The organism is Ruegeria sp. BJ3 (assembly GCF_056535665.1).
Map to the genome: position 1 here is coordinate 292,540 of NZ_JBQFIT010000002.1, position 16,916 is coordinate 309,455.

The following is a 16,916-nucleotide window of genomic DNA, read 5'->3' on the forward strand; positions in this document are numbered from 1 at the left end:
TTCCATTGTTTCGAATCCGTGGACCATGGGTCATCTGGCGCCCGGACTGAATCCTATTTGTTCGCCGGTCGACACTACATATATTCGCTTTATCAGCTCTTACATCAATATATTGATCTGTGTCCGAAGTCGTTCTCAGTGAAGCCACGAGGCGGCCCCATTAAAGTCAAATTTGAAACGTCTAACCGTTCTCAAGTGTCCTGCGGTTGTGTTGGTTGTGTGTTCGCGGGCTGATTGCCCGGTTATTTTGGCCGCAAGTTTTTGGAATGATGGGCGGGAAGAAATGAACCACAACCAGGCTGTCGGTGCATCGCACGACGAACCTCAAATTCAAGGTCTGCAACCGGGCGCGAAACTGCTGCGCGGCCAGTACGAAATTCTTCGCTTCCTCAGCAATGGCGGGTTCGGCATCACGTATTTGGCGCGTGACAGCCTGGAACGCGATGTGGTCATCAAGGAATGCTATCCGGGTGCCTTGTGCCGCCGCAACGGTGACCTGGTCGAACCCAATGACCCGGCCTTCAAGGACGACCTGCGCGCGATCATCGACCTGTTCATTCAGGAAGCCCGCAACCATGCCCGCCTGGTCCACCCCAATATCGTCGACGTGCACCAGGTCTTCGAAGACAACGATACTGCGTATATCGCAATGGACCTGATCCGTGGATGCGATCTGCTGGATTACATCGAGGACCCCAAGACCGAAACCGGCCCGGACTTTATCGTCCAAGTCACCGAAAAGATGCTGTCCGCGGTTTCATTCATCCACCAAAGCGGGATGCTGCATCGGGACATTTCGCCCGACAACATCCTGATCGACGAAAACGGCGAACCGATCCTGATCGATTTCGGCGCCGCGCGCGAACAGGCTGCCAACCAATCGGCGGCCCTGTTGACGCTTCGGGTGATCAAAGACGGGTACTCGCCGCACGAGTTCTACGTGCGCGGCTCGGAGCAGGGTCCCAGCAGCGACTTGTATGTGTTGGCGGCAACGCTCTACCACGCGATCAGCGGCGAGCGCCCGATCGACGGCCAATCGCGCCTGAATGCCTTCAACAACGGCCAGAAAGACCCCTATCAGCCGCTGACCAGTCGCTTCCAGGGTTACCCGGATGGCTTCCTTGAGGCGATCGACAAGGCCATGGAGGTCCACGCGACCGACCGCCTTCAATCCGCACTGGACTGGTTGCGGATGTTCCGCGGCCCCGGTGTCGAATTCGACAGCTTTGCCTATCGTCCCGTTTCGGTAATCGTGGCCTTGGACCGCAAGGACGAAGAGGCCGAAAAGGCCCGCATCAAGGCCGAAAGCGAAAACGCCGAAGCGGTGGTAACAGCCCTGCTGGCCGGCAATTCCGATCTGGCTCTTGGGCATGGCGAAAAAAACGACGACGGACCGGCAAGTTTTGCCCAGAAGGACGAGCCCGCAGCGGCGGTGGATACGGTCGTCCAAAAAGGATCGGGCGGCAACGGCAAGTTGATCGCGGGTGTCGCCGCAATCGCGATTCTGGCCGCTGGTGGCTTCTTCCTGATGTCCGGCGGCTCGACCGAGACGAACCCAACACCGATCCAGACCGCAACGCCAACCGAGACGGCCGAACCTGCCGAAACGCAGACAGCCGATTCAGTGATCGCGCCCGAAGCAACCAAAGCAGAAGAAACCGCAGCAGCAACCGAAACAGAACAGCAGGTGGCAGAAGACCAGCCTGTCGAGCAGACCGCTGCGGCTGTCTCACCGCCGGCGGTGGAAACACAGGAAGAAGCGGCTCAGCCCGAAGAACCCGTCGAAGTGGCGGCGGTTGCACCGAGCGCTCCGGTCAATCTGGCCGAGACCCAAGTCAGCTATGCCCATTGGGATGTCAAAATCCCGTTCTCGACTTCGCAGCGGCGCGCCTCGACCGGAAACATCATCGCCATCACCGGTGTGGATGCCGACCAGGACATGTCCACGATCGGTGAATGGGTTCAGCGAGGCGCAGCGATCTATACCCTGAACGGCAGCCCTGTGCGCGCCGGAACGACGCTTGCCGCACAGGTTCTGGACAACCTTCAGGTTGACCCGGACGGCTATATCCGTGTCGCGGCGCGGTATCGCCCCATCGGACAGACCCGCGCGCAGAACGGCCTGCTGGCCCTGCCCGCAATCCGCGAGTTCGGGCTGGCCAACGGTTACTCGTTCGAAGCCCGCGGCGCCGATTTGCCCGAATGGCAGACGGTTGTTGCCGGAGCACCGGCCGCAACGGCAGGTGGCCTGCAGACCGGCGACATTCTTGTCCGCGAGACTGTCTCGGGAACTGAGGTGATTGCTGCCGACAGTCTGGATACCGCGCTGAACGCGTTGGTTTCCGAAAACAAGCCCGAAGCACGGTTGGTTGTGCTTCGAAACGGGGCGGAAACAACCGCCGTGATGCCTTTGGCGCGGGAGTGATCAGGCCGGTACGTATGTGATCCGCCAGTTTGTGTTTGCTGAGGAGGATGCCGCGTTTTGGCCCTCCTGGTGAGGACCGGCCCGCCGCGGAAGATAAGAGTGTTTCAGGTTTCCAACTTCATAAGTGCCGCTGCGCCATGCGCAGAGGTTCGTAGCAGCCCCACGGGTCACCTAAGCCCGTGCAAGTAGTCAAAAGGTGTCGACACCATGTTCAAATACAAAAGCCCACTCAGCCGGCTTCTCGAGGGTGCCGGCAAAACCAAAGAAGCCGAAGGGTCGGAACCCGAAGTCGAAACGACCGACAAGGCCGAGCCGATTGCGGACTTCAATGCACTGCGCCAGGCTCTGGCTGGTGGAAACCTGAGCACGGACAGCTACGAGGAAACCGACGAGCTGATTCCGGAAGAGAAGATGCCCGATTTCGCCGAGACCGACCCGGCGGTGGAAGAGACAACAGAGAGCGAAGAAACAGCCGAAGCCGCGCCTGAAGCGCCGGAAGAAGCCGAACAGGTCGTGACGCTGCACGTCGCGGCAACCGAAGAAGAAGAAGAGACCATTCAGTCGGTCATGGCCGAAACTGCCGAACCCGATCTGGAGGAAGTCCAAGAGGAAGAGGCCTCGGCACCGACCCCGTTCGAGCTGCCGGAACCGATTGCAGTCGAAACCGCCCCGGACAAAGCAGCGGCAGATGCCGAACCTGTGGCCAGCGAGCCCGAAGAAGCCGAAGCCTCTCCGGATGCAACCGAAGCGCCGGCCTCGGATCGTCGGTCGCGCGTCAAGACCACCTTCCTCGGGTTCGAGCGCCCGGACACACATGTGCAGGAACTGATCGAAACCACCGAGCCGGTGGCCAAAACCGAGACCGCAGGCGCGACATTCCCGGTCGGTTGGCTGGCAGTGACCAGTGGCCCCGGCCGGGGGTCCAGCATAACACTGACCGAAGGGCTGATGCAGATTGGCCGCAACGATGACCAGGCGATCCAATTGGATTTTGGCGACACGGGGATTTCACGGTCGAACCACGCCGTCATTGCCTATGACCCCGAAGATCGCAAATGCTATCTGGGTCATGGCGGCAAGGCCAACCTTGTGCGCCTGAACGGCAAACCCGTCCTCAGCACCGTGCCGCTGTCCAGCGGCGACCTGATCCGCATCAGCGAAACGTCGCTGCGGTTCGTGGCCTTCTGTGACGAAAACTTCGACTGGCGGGACGCGTAACGGATGCTGGCTACTCCGGCATATGACATTGCACTGATCCTGGATCAGGGTCAGCGCGACACGCAGGAAGACGCGGTTGCCTCGCGGGTCTTTGACGCCGCCAACGCCGGTTATGTCGTGGTGGCCGACGGCATGGGCGGTCACGCCGCGGGCGAAGTGGCCTCGGATCTGGTGGTCAAGTCCTGGTGCGAAGTGCTCGACGCAGTTCTGGAGACTCCGGAATTGACCGAGAATACGCTGCTGGATGCGCTGCCCATGGCCGCAATGCAGGCCAACGCGGCCGTGGCGGGGTATGGCGACGACCAGCAACAAGGCTTCAACATGGGCTCGACCCTGCTGGGAGTTCTGCTGCTGGGCAACAAAGTGTTCTGGATCTCGATCGGCGACAGCCCTTTGTACCTGTTCCGCAACGGCGTTCTGTCCCAGATCAACGAAGATCACTCGATGGCACCGGTCATCGACGCACAGGTATCCCGAGGGGAGCTGTCCGAAGCCGAAGCGCAAGTTCATCCCGACCGCAACCAACTGACCTCGGTCATCATGGGCGCGGCGATCCCCAAGGTCGACTGCCCCGAAGACGCGCTGGAACTGACGACCGATGACATCCTCATCCTCGGCAGTGACGGGCTGCAATATCTGGGCAACCACGACATCCAGTCCATCCTTCAGGACAACGCTTCGGCCCTCTCCCAGGACATCGCCGACAGCCTCCTCAAGGCGCTGATCGCCAAGGGTGATCCGGATCAGGACAACATTTCAATCGCCGTCATCAAAACGGCCCGACAATAACAAAAGCAAAGCAACAGGACCCATGAGAACACACCTGATCATATCCAGCATTGCCCTGGCGGCAGCAACGGGGGCAGCCTCGGCGCAAGAGGCATGCTCGACCTACGAGATCCAGCGCGGCGACAGCCTGCGTGAACTGGCCATCAAGGTCTATGCGACCGAAGACTACCGGATCATCTACGACGCCAACCGCGACACGATCGGGTCCAACCCCAACATCATCCGCGTCGGCGACGTTCTGACCTTCCCCTGCCTCGAGGATGTCGGCCGCGCCGCACCTGAACCGGAAACCGAGGCCGAGCGCATGGCCGCCGAGATGGCAGCCGAACTGGTCAAGGCCGCGGAAGAGCGTGCCGCCAAGGCCATCGCCGACGCCGAAGCCCGCGTTGCGGAGGCCCAGCAGGCCAGCGACGAGGCTGTCATCGAAGCCAAGGCAGCCGCGAAGAAGGAAATCGAGGCCGCCCGCGCGGAAGGTGCCGCGTTGATCCGCAACGCCGGTGACGGCACCCGCCCCGAGATCCGCGACCGCCAGTTGCTGTTGATCACCGGGGGCAACTACGCGCCGTTTACCGACGAAGCCCTGCCCAATCGCGGTCTGTACACGAACCTTGTCGAAACCGCGATGCTGCGGGCGGCGCCGGAACAGGCCTACAAGATCCAGTTCGTTAACGACTGGTCGTCGCATCTGGACCTGCTGATGCCCACCCTGGCCTTCGATGCCACGTTCCCTTGGTCGCGCCCCAACTGCGAAGAAGCCGAGACACTTTCGGAGAGTGACCGGAACCGGTGCGAGACCTACAACTTCTCGAACCCGTTCTATGAAGTGGTCGATACGTTCTTCGCGAAGGATGGCTCAGGCTACGAAACCTCGCTCAGCTACGCGGAATTCGTCGGCACCACGATCTGCCGCCCCGAGGGTTGGTCAACCTCGCACATGGACGCTGTGGGTCTTTACGAGCCTGCGATCACCATCTTGCGCCCCGTCGATCCGGACGAGTGTTTCCACGCAGTCATGGACGGGCGGGCTGACCTGGTCGCCATCGAAGCGCATCTGGCCGTCGAGGCCATCGGTCGGCTGGGCTATGAACACAAGATCATCGAAAACCCCAACCTGGCGGCGATCAAGTCGCTCAACGTCATGACCCACAAGGACAATCCGGATGGGGAAGCGATCCTCGAGACGCTCAATCAGGGTCTGGCGATCATGCAGCAATCGGGCGAATGGCGCGACATCGTCTCGACCGCCCTGCGGTACCAAATGGAAAACGGATAAGGGCCGGAAAGGTCTGACAAAACAAAAGTCTGGAGGAAGTGGACATGTTTGAAATCAATCTGAAGAAACTGGTGGCGGCAGCCACCGCAGTAACCGCCCTCAGCGCCGGCGCCGCCGCCGCTCAGGAGGCCTGTACCAACTATACGGTTCAGGACGGTGACACGATGGCAACCATCGCCATCGCGGCCTACGGCACATCGAACTACCAGCCGATCTTCAACGCAAACCGCAACGTCATCACCAACCCGAACTCGCTTGAGCCGGGCATCGTTCTGGCCCTGCCCTGTGAAGACGGCAGCCTGCCGAACGGCCGCAGCGCGCAGGAAATCATCGCCGCGGAAGAGCAACGCGCTGCAAGCGTGAAACGCTCGAGCGTCTATGAGCCGCCGATCAAACTGGTCACCGGTAACGGCTGGGCGCCCTTCGCAGATGAATCGCTGAATGGCGGTGGTATCATCCCGCGTCTGGCAACCACCTCGTTGCAGCGGGGCGGCAACGCCCGCGACTATTCAGTCAGCTTTGTTGACGACTGGAACTCGCACCTGGAAACCCTGCTGCCGCTGGGCGCGTTCGACGTGTCGATGGCATGGAACATGCCGGACTGCACCAACCGCAGCTACGAATGGTCCTGGGAAACCGAGGTGCGCTGCACGCAGTTCGACTCGTCGGTCCCGGTCTATGACATCGTGGTCGGTTTCTACACCCTGCCCGAAAGCCAGTTTGCCAATGCGACCACTTTTGACGAGCTAAAAGGGTCGACCATCTGCCGCATGGACGGCTGGTTCATCCACGATCTGGAACAGCAAGGTCTGATCAATGGCGACACTATCACCTTGATGCAGCCGATCACCGCGCGGGAGTGTCTGGATGCCGTGTTGACCGGCACTGCAGATGTTGCAACCTTCGAGGTTCAGCTGTTCTCGGACACCATGGTTGAAATGGGTCTGAACCAGAACGACCTGATCGAGAACCCCTTCGTGACCTCGCTGTCGTCGCTGCGTTTCATTGCGCACCGTTCGAACCCGTTCGGCAAGCAGTACCTGGCCATGCTGAACAAGGGCCTGAACGAAATGCGTGAATCCGGCGAATGGTACGCGATCGTTTCGGACTCGCTGCGCGAGCACAACGACAAACTGATGGCCGCGTCGAACTGATCCCTCGGTTCCGCGAATGACTGGGGCTGGTCGACTGACCGGCCCCTTTTTTATTCTCCGATCAACTGATCCAGCCGACCCGCAAGGCCGCCTGCGGGTATCAAACCCTCCACCTTTCGCAGCAGTCGCGCGCCACCAAAGTTCAGCCACTGAGACTGCCGCAACGCCCAGTAAGCGGCTTTGGCAGATCCCAAGGCCGCGAGCTCGTCCCTTGAAACCATGAATGACTGAGGTTCCAAGATCTCGTAGGGATGCAGATAGACTTGCGGCGCGATACCCGCCTGTTCAGACCGTTCGATCAGTTTCCCCGCCAGATCCGAAGTCATGAACTTCAGATAGCTGCCTCCCAGACGCACCATCGGCCCCTTGCCCGCCAATGGCGTCATGAACAACGGCAAGATCCGGAGCGTGGTCAGCCCCATTTCCCGGGAAAACCGATCACATTCCTGCGCCGAAGCGAAGAATGACGAACAGTCGTAGTCGAAATGGCGTTCAATCAGTCGGTACTGTTCAGGCGTTGCGCGGTTCAATCGAAAGCGCGGGGCGCGAAACCCTCGAACAGGGGTGTTCCCGGCCTCTTCCAAAGCTTGCCGCGCCTGACCCAGCATACGGTCTATGGTCTCCGCAGACTGCAGGTCCATGCTGTCATGAAAATAGTAGTGGCAGGCAACCTCGTGGCCCCGCTTTGCGATTTCGGCCACCAGATCAGGCGCGTCGCGTGCCACGACCCCCGTGCAGAAGAACGTTGCGGCGCAACCCGTCGATCCGCCATGTGAGCGAAGGAAGTCATCAATGGTTTCAAAGCTTTGCCACAGCTCTTCAACTCTGAGGGGTCCGGTTTCCCAGACCCCCAGAAGGCGTTTCAGATCATGCGCAAAGTCTTCAAAATCGACGCTGAGAAACAGCCGGGTCACGCGACAGCTTGGGCCCGGGCGCTGTCATCCTTCAGCGCTTCGCGCAGCACGACGTAGTCACCGATCACCAGCGCATCTACTCCGGATGCCGCAAATGTCGCGCAAGCATCCAAAGGCGAATAGACGATGGGCTCCTGGATATTGAACGAGGTGTTCAACAACACGGGCACTCCGGTCTTTTCGCCGAACCGGGTCAACAGGGCGTGGTACAGCGGGTTCGCCGACTGCGACACCGTATGTACGCGTGCCGTCTGGTCAGTATGGGTGATTGCCGGGATGTCTGCCGCCCGATCGCCACGCACACGTGCAACGATGTTCATGTAGGGGCTGGTCTGATCGATCTCGAAAAAGGTCGAGGCCGCCTCCTCCGCAACGCTGGGCGCAAAGGGCCGGAAATGCTCGCGTTTCTTGATCTTGACGTTCAGATCGTCGCGAATGCTGTCCTTGCGTGGGTCTGCAAGGAAGGATCGGGCACCCAGGGCACGCGGGCCAAACTCTGCCCGCCCCTGGAACCAGGCGATGATCTTGCCCTCGGCCAGCAAGTCGGACACACGGTCCAGGAACTGATCGACAGGCAGGGCCTGCTGCGGTTCCGCACAAAACTGATCCAAGGCAGCGGTGATGTCGGCATCCGCCCAATCGGCACCCTGATAAGGGCTGCGGACCGAGGACAGATCGACCTGCTCGCTCGGAATGCAGGCCAGCGCTGCGCCAACTGCACAGCCAGCATCATGTGGGGCCGGTGGAATGATGACCTCGTCAAACGTGCCGTCCGCGATCAGCGTTCCATTCGCCGTGACATTCAACGCGCAGCCGCCGGAAATTACCAATTTGCGCAGGTCCGGATTGGCTTTGCGGACCGGCTCCAGAATATGGTGCAGGGCTGCCTCGAACGCGGCTTGCACGGATGCCGCCAGGTCCACGTGGCGTTCGTTCGGCGCGGTGCCGGGCTCGCGCCGGGTGCCGAACAGTTCTTCCATACGTGGATGGAACTCGCCGCGCAGGGCTGAGTGATAGTCGCACAGCGCGGTGTTCACGCGGTAACCGCCGTCATCGTCCAAGATCAGAATTTCGCGCAAGATGGCGTCGCGGTAGATGGGTTTGCCGTACGGCGCCAAACCCATCATCTTGTATTCACCTTCCAGCATCTTAAAGCCAAGAAAACCGGTGAAGGTCGAGTAGAAATGACCCAGCGAGTTGGGCCAGCGATGATCCGCCAGACCTTCCCGCTTGCCGTTCCGCACAACTGACACGATGGTCGAGCTTTCCTCGCCGCCACCGTCATAGGACAGCGAAACGAAGCTGCCCCAGTCACGCATCGCTTCGGCGTACAATTGATGGGTCAGATGGTGGTTGATGTAGTGCAACTTGAAATCGGCCGGACCATGCTCGGCCGTCAGGATCTTGCGGATGCGGAACAGGTCCATCCAGCCGCTGTCCTGTGACTCTTCCGACGAGGCATCTGACACGAACAGTGCCCCGATCCGCGCCGTTACGCTTTTGGCGGCCGAGGGTCGCTGCAAAATCTTGCGCATCGTGCCCATTCCGCGGCCGACCATACGCCAGGGCTGCCAATAGACCGCAACCTCGTCGATGTCCGAGAACTTCAGCCCGGCGATGCGCAGAACTTCGGCAATCGCCTGATGGGGAAATGCCCCGTCATTCTTGACCCGCGTCAGCCGCTCTTCTTCGATTGCGGCAACCAGCTTGCCGTCCTTGAACAGCGCGGCAGCGCTGTTGCTCATTGTAGCCAAACCCAAAATTACTGACATAACCTAAAACACCCTTGGCCAAAAAAACTTGCCTGATAACGCGGCTACGTTAACGCTCAGAGGCTGGTAGGTGCAACCCGGATGAAGGTGCCGCTCGATCAAATTTCAGCCTTTCCCGGCCAACCGGAAGCCATGCAAGTGTGATTCACCGGACTTGTCAGCCTGTTGCACCGGTCTAGTGCCGGGCACTGCGTGGGATACGCAATGCCCACCCAGTGAACAATCGCGCCAAAAGTGCTCTTTCGTTCACGAATAGCCACTGCGTTTAGCCCGACGGCAGCCGGTTGCGAACTTGGGTTCCCCGAAACACCGAGCTTCTGCTAGGCTTAATCGTGGCATTTGTTTTGGTATTCGTGGAATGGATTTGCGGTCAATTCGATCCGTCAACGCCCCGGCATTTTTGACCCGTCGGACTGTCACATCTGTTTGCGAGGCACGTGGTCTTCAGACCGTGACTTGTCGAGGGAAGGGCTATTCATGAAAATCCTGTCTTTCAAATCCGGACATGACGGCACAGTTGCGGGTGTCGACAGCACCGACGGGCGTCTGCTGTTTTCCTACGAGGCGGAAAAGAACAGTTTCCCAAGGTATACGCCCGTTACGCCCGACACGTTCATTGACGCGGGTCTATGGTTCAAGGATTTGCCGGACGTCCTGGCCCTCAGCGGGTGGTCAAGCAACGGGGCCGACCACGTTACAACTTCGGGGGCCGGATACTTCGGCATCGGCGCGGGGTCCGAAACAGTTGGCAAACGAACCTTTTTTGGAAAGTCGGTCGATTATTACTCATCAACTCACGAACGGGCGCATATCTGGTGCAGCTATGCCATGTCCCCCTTTCGTCAGGGCGAACCCTGTTCTGTGCTTCTGTGGGAAGGCGCATTGGGAGATTTCTACGAGATCGACAGCGACCTGACAATTTATCACCGAGGGCAGGTGATGACGGCACCGGGCTCGCGCTTTGCGTTTCTCAATTCCCTCGCCGACCCCGACTTTCCGGTCACGGGCAAATCACCCCGGCCACAGGATCCCGGCCGCCTGATGGCAGCCTGCGCATTTGGCGAAGACGGTCCACCAGATGCGGACGAGACGGAACTGATCAACCGGTTGCTTTCCTCGGACCAGGGCGGCGACGCACTTCGCAAAAGCGATTTTGTAACCTCACCTTTCTTCAACATTGGAACGGATAGCCAAAAGTTGAAGAACATGGCCACCAAGCTGTCCAAAGCGATATTCCAGAAGTTTCGCGATTATGCGGAACAGAACCTGCCTGAAAAGCATCCGCTGCTGATCGCCGGCGGGTGTGGCCTGAATGGACACTGGAACACCGCGTGGAAGCAAAGCGGGCTGTTCCGCGAGGTCTTCGTTCCGCCGACGACCGGCGACTCGGGATGTGCTATCGGAACCGCCGTGGACGCGATGCGCCACTATACCGGCCAAGCCAAACTGGAATGGTCGGTCTATTCCGGCCAGTCCTTCTGCGACGACCGCATCGACACGCTGGGCATGACCGCAACCGAACTGAACCTCAACACGATCGCCAAAGACCTACTGGACGGAAAGATCATTGGCTGGACCCGCGGCAATTGCGAGATTGGGCCGCGCGCTTTGGGAAACCGGTCAATCCTGGCCGCGCCGTTTTCCCCGGAGACACGTACGCGACTGAATCGGATCAAGGGACGGGCCAACAAAAGTCCAGTGGCGCCGTCTTGCCTGGAAGAGGATGCAGCACTGCACTTCGACATCAGCGCACCCTCACCATACATGATGGACTTTCACCGCGTTACCAATCCGGACCTGGCCGCGGTAACCCATGTCGACGGATCGGCGCGGGTACAGACGGTCAACCGCAATCAGAACCCCTATTTTTACGACCTTCTGGCCGCGTTCAAGGCGGTGTCGGGGGTGGGCGTGCTCTGCAACACCTCGCTCAATTTCAAGAACTCCGGCTTCATTAATACAACCCGGGATCTGGCACATTATGCCCGCCAGGTCGGGTTGGATGGATTCGTCGCGGGCAATACTTATTACGCATTCGACAACCCGCGTCGTTGACCGAACAAGCTATCAAGCGAGCAACCGATCATAGATCTCGCAAACCCCGTTCACATGAATATCCAAGCCGAAATTTGTACGGGCATAGTTCTTTGACGCTTGTGAAATCTTCTCGAACAACGCTCTGTCCTGATGCAACTTGCGCACGGGTTCCACGAATGCCTGAGGGTCGTCGGGGTCGACCAGCACACCGGTTTCCCAGTCCGTGATCGCTTCGATGTTGCCGCCGTGACGGGTCGCGATGACTGGAGTTCCCAAATACATCGCTTCGATCAACGTACGGCCAAACGGTTCGTCCAGAGCGGTCACCAGATTGGCATCCATTGCGGCCATGTACCCTTCGATCGGCTGACGGAACCCCATCATATGGATATGCTCGCTGATCCCCGCCTCTTCTGCGATGCGAAGGCAGGTCTGGCGCAACGGTTCGTCCCGCTCGGCCGCGCTGCCGAACAGAAGACCATGCACCGGAGTGTCGGGCATCGCGTTTTGCACAGCCGCGATGACCCTTACAAAATGGTCGGGACGCTTGCGCGTGACGAAGTTTCCGAAATACCCGAGAAGCAGCGCGTCATCGGGCAATCCCATCTCGGCGATTACGGCTGCTCGGGCTTCGGACCTATCCGGTGGGTCAGGGTTGAAATCAAATGGACTGCGGATCACGGTAAACTTCTTGTCGACTGACCGCACCGGGTTGCTGGGCTTCGAAAAATGCGAAACGCTGATGATGTGGTCGGAAAATAGCGGCGCCAGTTTGTTGATCCCGAACGCGGTCGGATCCTGCCGGTGGTGCCAGATGTGTTTCCTGCCCGCCAGACGGGCCGGCAGCACCCAGTTGGCATGCATCCGACCTTCGTTTGTGTGAACGATGTCGGCATCGATGCGCTTTAGGACACTTGCCAGCCTCCATGCGCTGGAAGTCAGGTATCGCCCCGGGCCACAATCGCGCGGATAGCTGAGCCCGCCCGGAGACATCAGGCTGGGATCGTGCAGGATTTCGACGTCCAATCCCAGCGATCGGGCATACCCCGCCGCCGGGCCGGCCTCGTAGTGGACCAGGATATGGGGCACATACTTCGACCGGTCCAACGCCGCCGCAAGTTTCAAGGCTGACACGTGACTGCCGCCAATAACGGTGTCACCTTCGAAGGGAAATAGAATACGTCTTGGCATGGATGGTCTCAAAATACTCGTGACTCAAGGAATTTAGGGACAGGGCCGGAAGATCACCAACCCATCATGTTTCGTGTTTTCTGGCCAGATAAGACCGGATGGCGAATATGCAGCCCACCGTCCAGACCAGATTGAACAACAAATGGGCCAGGGCAATCCCCTCGATCCCCATCCAATACAGCAACGGCAGAAATGAGGCCGTAAAGATCACCGTCGCAACAATCGTCGTGCGCACAAGCGCGCTGTCCAACCCCATGCTCAGCAAGGCGGGGTTCAACACCAAGCCCCCCAGATACACGATCGCGGCATACATCAAGATCGTCATGACGGGCGCTGCGCCACGGAACTCTGGCCCGAACAGCAGAACGGCCAACTCTGGCATCTTCAGCGCCAACGGAATGGAGACCAGGATCGACACCCCGCAAACCGAGAGCGAAACCAGCCGTACAAGACGCCAGAACCGGCCGAAATCGCCGACGGCCCATAGGCGGGTCATCTCGGGGTACAGGACTTGCCTGACGGGGCCGCCAATCCGAACAACATTGGCCATGATGCGCTTGCCCACCTGATAGAAGCCCACCGATGTCACGTCCAGCAGGGCGCCGACGACAAGTATGTCCAGCCGCTGAGTCGATTGTCGCAGGATTACGTTGAAATTCGAATTCCAAAGGAACCGCAGATACCCGGGGTTATGGGCAAAAGCCCGCCGCAGCGGCTGGGACAAAAACCTGTGCAAGTTGCGTTTTTTCAATTCGGCCAGTGCCAGAAAGAACGCAACCAGCCCGGTCAGGATCTGATGCATCAGCAACAGAGCCACAAATGCCCAGATCCCCAGATCCAGCAGAAAGGCGATGATGACTCCGACAAGCCGAAGGCCGGCGATTACCATGTCCGAGATCGCCAGCACGTCGAACCGGTCGAAAATTCGAAGAACTCCAATGCCGGTTGGTCGGAGCGATAGAAACAACCCAAAGGCAACAAGCGTGATATAGGACGCGCCTTCAGGTTCAGACAGCCCGATGAACGGAGCAAGCTTTGGCGCCAGCATTATCGCCACCGAACCAGCCAGCAGCCCGCCAAGGCAATCGGTCACCACAGACATCTTGATCAATTGTCGGAATCTGTTCTGATCCTCTTCGATCAGAGCCTCGCTGCCGTACTTGATGGTTGCCTGCCATGGCTCGAGCCGGAACAACCTGTCCATCACCTGAATGTACGCGTCCACCAGCGCCAGAATCCCAACCGCAGCCGGCCCGATTGCGCGAGCCGTAAAGATGAGGCTGGCCAAACCGAACAGACCAACCAAGATCTGCGACAAGAACATCCATGACATGTTCTTGGCCAGCCGCTTCAGCAGCGGCTTCGAGCTTGGCTCACTCATCGGTTCACGCGAAACCACGCGGCGCTATCCACGCGGTGTTCAGGAAGCGGGTCATCAATTCACCCATGCACTCGGTACAATTCAATACGTTTCCAAAATTTGTGGCGGGTTAGGTCATGTTTCCGGTTGTTTCCGTTCCTATCATTTAGTTGTCTTGGATTATATCGTTTTACGAAAGCGCAGTTTGCCGATTGAATCCAGTACTGATTGTTGAAAGGGCTTTTGAAGTTGCGACAGAAACCAATTCTTGTTCGGAGCACCTGTCGGGGTGCCAACCGGTGCGGCTCGGATGCCGACCGCGCCCGAAGCCAGACTGAAAATACCCGGTCCGAAGGCTGAATATCCCGTCATGACCCGTGCACCCGTTCTTGTCCATATCGGCTATCACAAAACCGCTACGTCGTCCCTGCAACAGCAGCTGTTCTCGGCGCCGGACGCACCGTTCGCCACTCCGCATGGCGATCGCAAATACATTCTTTCGAACCGGATCGTGCTGCCGCAGCCGATGACCTATGATCCCGGAGAAACTCGCAAGATGTACGAGAGTTTCCTTAGAAAATCGCAGGATAACGGGCAGGTTCCGGTATTCTCTCACGAGAGATTCTCGGGTTACCCGGCCAGCGGCGGGTTCGACAGCACCATCATTGCCGACCGTCTGCAACGCACTTTTCCCGACGCCTACATCCTGGTCGTATTCCGCGAGCAGCTGTCGTCGATCCTGTCGATGTACAGCCAGTACATTACCGATGGCGGCCACGGATCGCTGAAGACATATCTGTCCGAACCTGAACCGAATCTGCGGCGCGCGCCGATGTTCTCGGAGGAGTTCTACCGGTACCACCGCTTGTTCAAATTTTACCAGGACAAGTTTGGCAAGGATCGTGTGCTTGGATTGGCCTACGAACAGTTCATTTCCGAGCCGGATTCCTTTGTGGAAACCCTGTGCAATTTCGTCGGCGTCGAGCACAAGAAGCGCGAATTTGAAGTCACGAACGAGAAGAGATCGGAGTGTTTTCAGATTCTGCAGCGATTTGTTAATTTCACGCTCAGCGACAACCAGCTGAGCAAAGGCGCATTGTTGCCGTTTCCGAACGCAACGCGCAGATTCGGAAAATTGAGCCGGCCGATCGGACGCATCTTTCCCGGCAAGTTGGATCAGATGCTCAAAGACCGGCTGGTCGGCAGAATTCAGTCCCGATTTGACGGTGCCTTTGCTGAGTCAAACGCCGAACTCCAATCCTTGACTGGCCTCGATCTAGGTCAGTTCGGGTATCAGCTGCCTTCGACCACAACCACAGACTGAACTGTGCTTTTCTGTCCCCCCAAAAAACAAAATGACCAGCACCCCATATGCTGGCCATTTGTCGAGTGAGTGGTCGGGCCAACGGCCCCACCGGTCGAATTTCGTTGTTGATATAAGGTTAGCCAGTCTCAGGCGGCCAGGGAATTAGGGGTTTCCCGTAGTTTCCGCGAATTCTTTCAAATATTCCCATTTATCATTAAATAACAAGTGTTTGGAAGAGCCGCCACCCCTCAAATTGCCTCATCCTCTCGGGTATTGGTCGAAAATCCCATTTTGCCGAGAAGGATCGCATTGATCCGACGGACGTCGAACGCATCCTCGGCACGCTTCCGCGATGCCAGACCCATTCGGGCCACCAGATCAGGACTCTCGACGAACGAGGCCATGGCGCGGCTCAGCGCCTCAGGGTTCCGGACCGGCACGACGTAGCCAGTCTCGCCGTTGATAACCGGATCTGCGCAACCCGGCGCATCCGACGTGATGACAGCCCGCCCCGACGACATCGCCTCGAGGATCGTGCGCGGTATCCCTTCGCGGTAGGCCGACGGCAGCACAAAGACCGAACACACTGCTAGATAGGGCCGGACGTCCGAAGTTTCTCCCAAGTATTCGATCACGCCCTCGCGCGTCCATTCGTCGATCTCGCGTTGGCCGATGGAATCCGGGTTGGCGTCCATCGGACCAAGCAATTGGCATCTTGCTTGGGGGTGCGTTTCTTTCAGTAAACGGGCAGCCTGAACGAAATCAAACACGCCCTTCTCGCGCAGCAGGCGCGAGATCATCAGAAAAACGGGCGGCCCAGCTGGCGGATCGGTATATCCGTAGCGATCCAGATTTACGCCAGACCCGGGCACGATGCTGAGCTTTGCATCTGGTGCAACAAGGCGCCTTTCTCGGAACTCTTCGGCATCTGCGTGGTTGTAGACGAGCACTTCGTCCACGCCTCTCAGCGCAATACGATAAAGAACCGATGACACGGCACGAACCGCCCGCCTCCGAAAAGTCAGGCCATGGGTGCTGTAGACATAGCCCAACCCGGTGTTCATGGCATAGATCCGGTCCACTCCCGCCCATTTTGCGGCCAGGCAACCATAGATGATTGGCTTCATGGTGTAGGCAAAGACACTGTCGGGTTTGAATTCCTTGAAAACGCGCACAAGAGCACGCAGCGTGCGCATGTCCTCAACCGGGTTCATCCCAGCACGTGATAGCGGAAACTGCACGAACTTCACACGGATTTTTGCAAGCGCAGTTTCCGTCGCCTCGTGGCGCTCGGGACCGCAGGCGACGACCTCAGCCCGCTCTGACAGCTCCTTCAGCAGGTCATAGCGAAAATTCAGCAAAGACGCAGTCAGATTGGCGACAACCACGATCCGTGGTCGCGCCCGTGCGGGGAGGGAGACCTGCGGTTTCAACTTTTGCAACAATGCCAACTCCTGATGGCAGAGCAGGCGCTGCG

At 58.8% G+C, this 16,916-nt stretch carries 12 protein-coding genes; 7 read left to right on the forward strand and 5 right to left on the reverse strand.

All coding sequences use genetic code 11. The features are described 5' to 3' along the window. Positions 1-283: 283 nt before the first annotated feature. From ACR3EL_RS18750 to ACR3EL_RS18770, 5 genes are all read left to right on the forward strand, one after another. Positions 284-2,425 (forward strand): serine/threonine-protein kinase, encoded by a 2,142-nt coding sequence (locus tag ACR3EL_RS18750; RefSeq protein WP_170341638.1) that lies wholly within the window; start codon positions 284-286, stop codon positions 2,423-2,425. Between the two features lie 207 nt (positions 2,426-2,632). After that, positions 2,633-3,643, forward strand: coding sequence for an FHA domain-containing protein (locus ACR3EL_RS18755; RefSeq protein ID WP_170341639.1), 1,011 nt, complete (start codon positions 2,633-2,635; stop codon positions 3,641-3,643). 3 nt (positions 3,644-3,646) lie between these two features. Then, a complete protein-coding gene (locus tag ACR3EL_RS18760; protein ID WP_480722589.1) occupies positions 3,647-4,432 on the forward strand; it encodes a PP2C family protein-serine/threonine phosphatase in 786 nt (261 codons plus the stop codon). Positions 4,433-4,454: 22 nt separating this feature from the next. Further along, positions 4,455-5,705, forward strand: coding sequence for a transporter substrate-binding domain-containing protein (locus tag ACR3EL_RS18765; protein ID WP_170341643.1), 1,251 nt, complete (start codon positions 4,455-4,457; stop codon positions 5,703-5,705). Positions 5,706-5,749: 44 nt separating this feature from the next. After that, a complete protein-coding gene (locus ACR3EL_RS18770; RefSeq protein WP_170341645.1) occupies positions 5,750-6,859 on the forward strand; it encodes a transporter substrate-binding domain-containing protein in 1,110 nt (369 codons plus the stop codon). 50 nt (positions 6,860-6,909) lie between these two features. Here the strand turns inward: ACR3EL_RS18770 and ACR3EL_RS18775 are convergent, their stop codons facing one another. Further along, positions 6,910-7,773 carry a polysaccharide deacetylase family protein gene (locus ACR3EL_RS18775; protein ID WP_170341646.1) on the reverse strand — a complete coding sequence of 288 codons (864 nt, stop codon included), beginning with the start codon at positions 7,771-7,773 and terminating at the stop codon, positions 6,910-6,912. Continuing rightward, entirely contained in the window at positions 7,770-9,545 is a 1,776-nt protein-coding gene (locus ACR3EL_RS18780; RefSeq protein ID WP_302476855.1) for a carbamoyltransferase family protein, read from the reverse strand. Before ACR3EL_RS18780 ends, ACR3EL_RS18775 begins: the two co-directional genes overlap by 4 nt. A 477-nt stretch (positions 9,546-10,022) precedes the next feature. On the opposite strand from ACR3EL_RS18780, the gene ACR3EL_RS18785 reads away from it, so the two are divergent. After that, positions 10,023-11,600: a carbamoyltransferase C-terminal domain-containing protein gene (locus tag ACR3EL_RS18785; RefSeq protein ID WP_480722594.1), complete on the forward strand. Its 1,578-nt coding sequence runs from the start codon at positions 10,023-10,025 to the stop codon at positions 11,598-11,600. A 12-nt stretch (positions 11,601-11,612) separates the two neighbouring features. Here ACR3EL_RS18785 and ACR3EL_RS18790 read toward each other — a convergent pair whose 3' ends face one another. Then, positions 11,613-12,773 (reverse strand): glycosyltransferase, encoded by a 1,161-nt coding sequence (locus ACR3EL_RS18790; protein WP_480722596.1) that lies wholly within the window; start codon positions 12,771-12,773, stop codon positions 11,613-11,615. Between the two features lie 64 nt (positions 12,774-12,837). Then, a complete protein-coding gene (locus tag ACR3EL_RS18795) occupies positions 12,838-14,154 on the reverse strand; it encodes a lipopolysaccharide biosynthesis protein (protein ID WP_480722598.1) in 1,317 nt (438 codons plus the stop codon). Positions 14,155-14,503: 349 nt separating this feature from the next. On the opposite strand from ACR3EL_RS18795, the gene ACR3EL_RS18800 reads away from it, so the two are divergent. Then, the gene (locus ACR3EL_RS18800) at positions 14,504-15,457 is read left to right on the forward strand and encodes a sulfotransferase (RefSeq protein WP_170341658.1); all 954 of its coding nucleotides are present in this window, start codon (positions 14,504-14,506) and stop codon (positions 15,455-15,457) included. Between the two features lie 230 nt (positions 15,458-15,687). On the opposite strand, the gene ACR3EL_RS18805 is transcribed toward ACR3EL_RS18800, so the two are convergent. Then, complete coding sequence (locus tag ACR3EL_RS18805; RefSeq protein ID WP_217358650.1) at positions 15,688-16,881, reverse strand: glycosyltransferase family 4 protein; 1,194 nt, start codon at positions 16,879-16,881, stop codon at positions 15,688-15,690. Between the last annotated feature and the right edge of the window lie 35 nt (positions 16,882-16,916).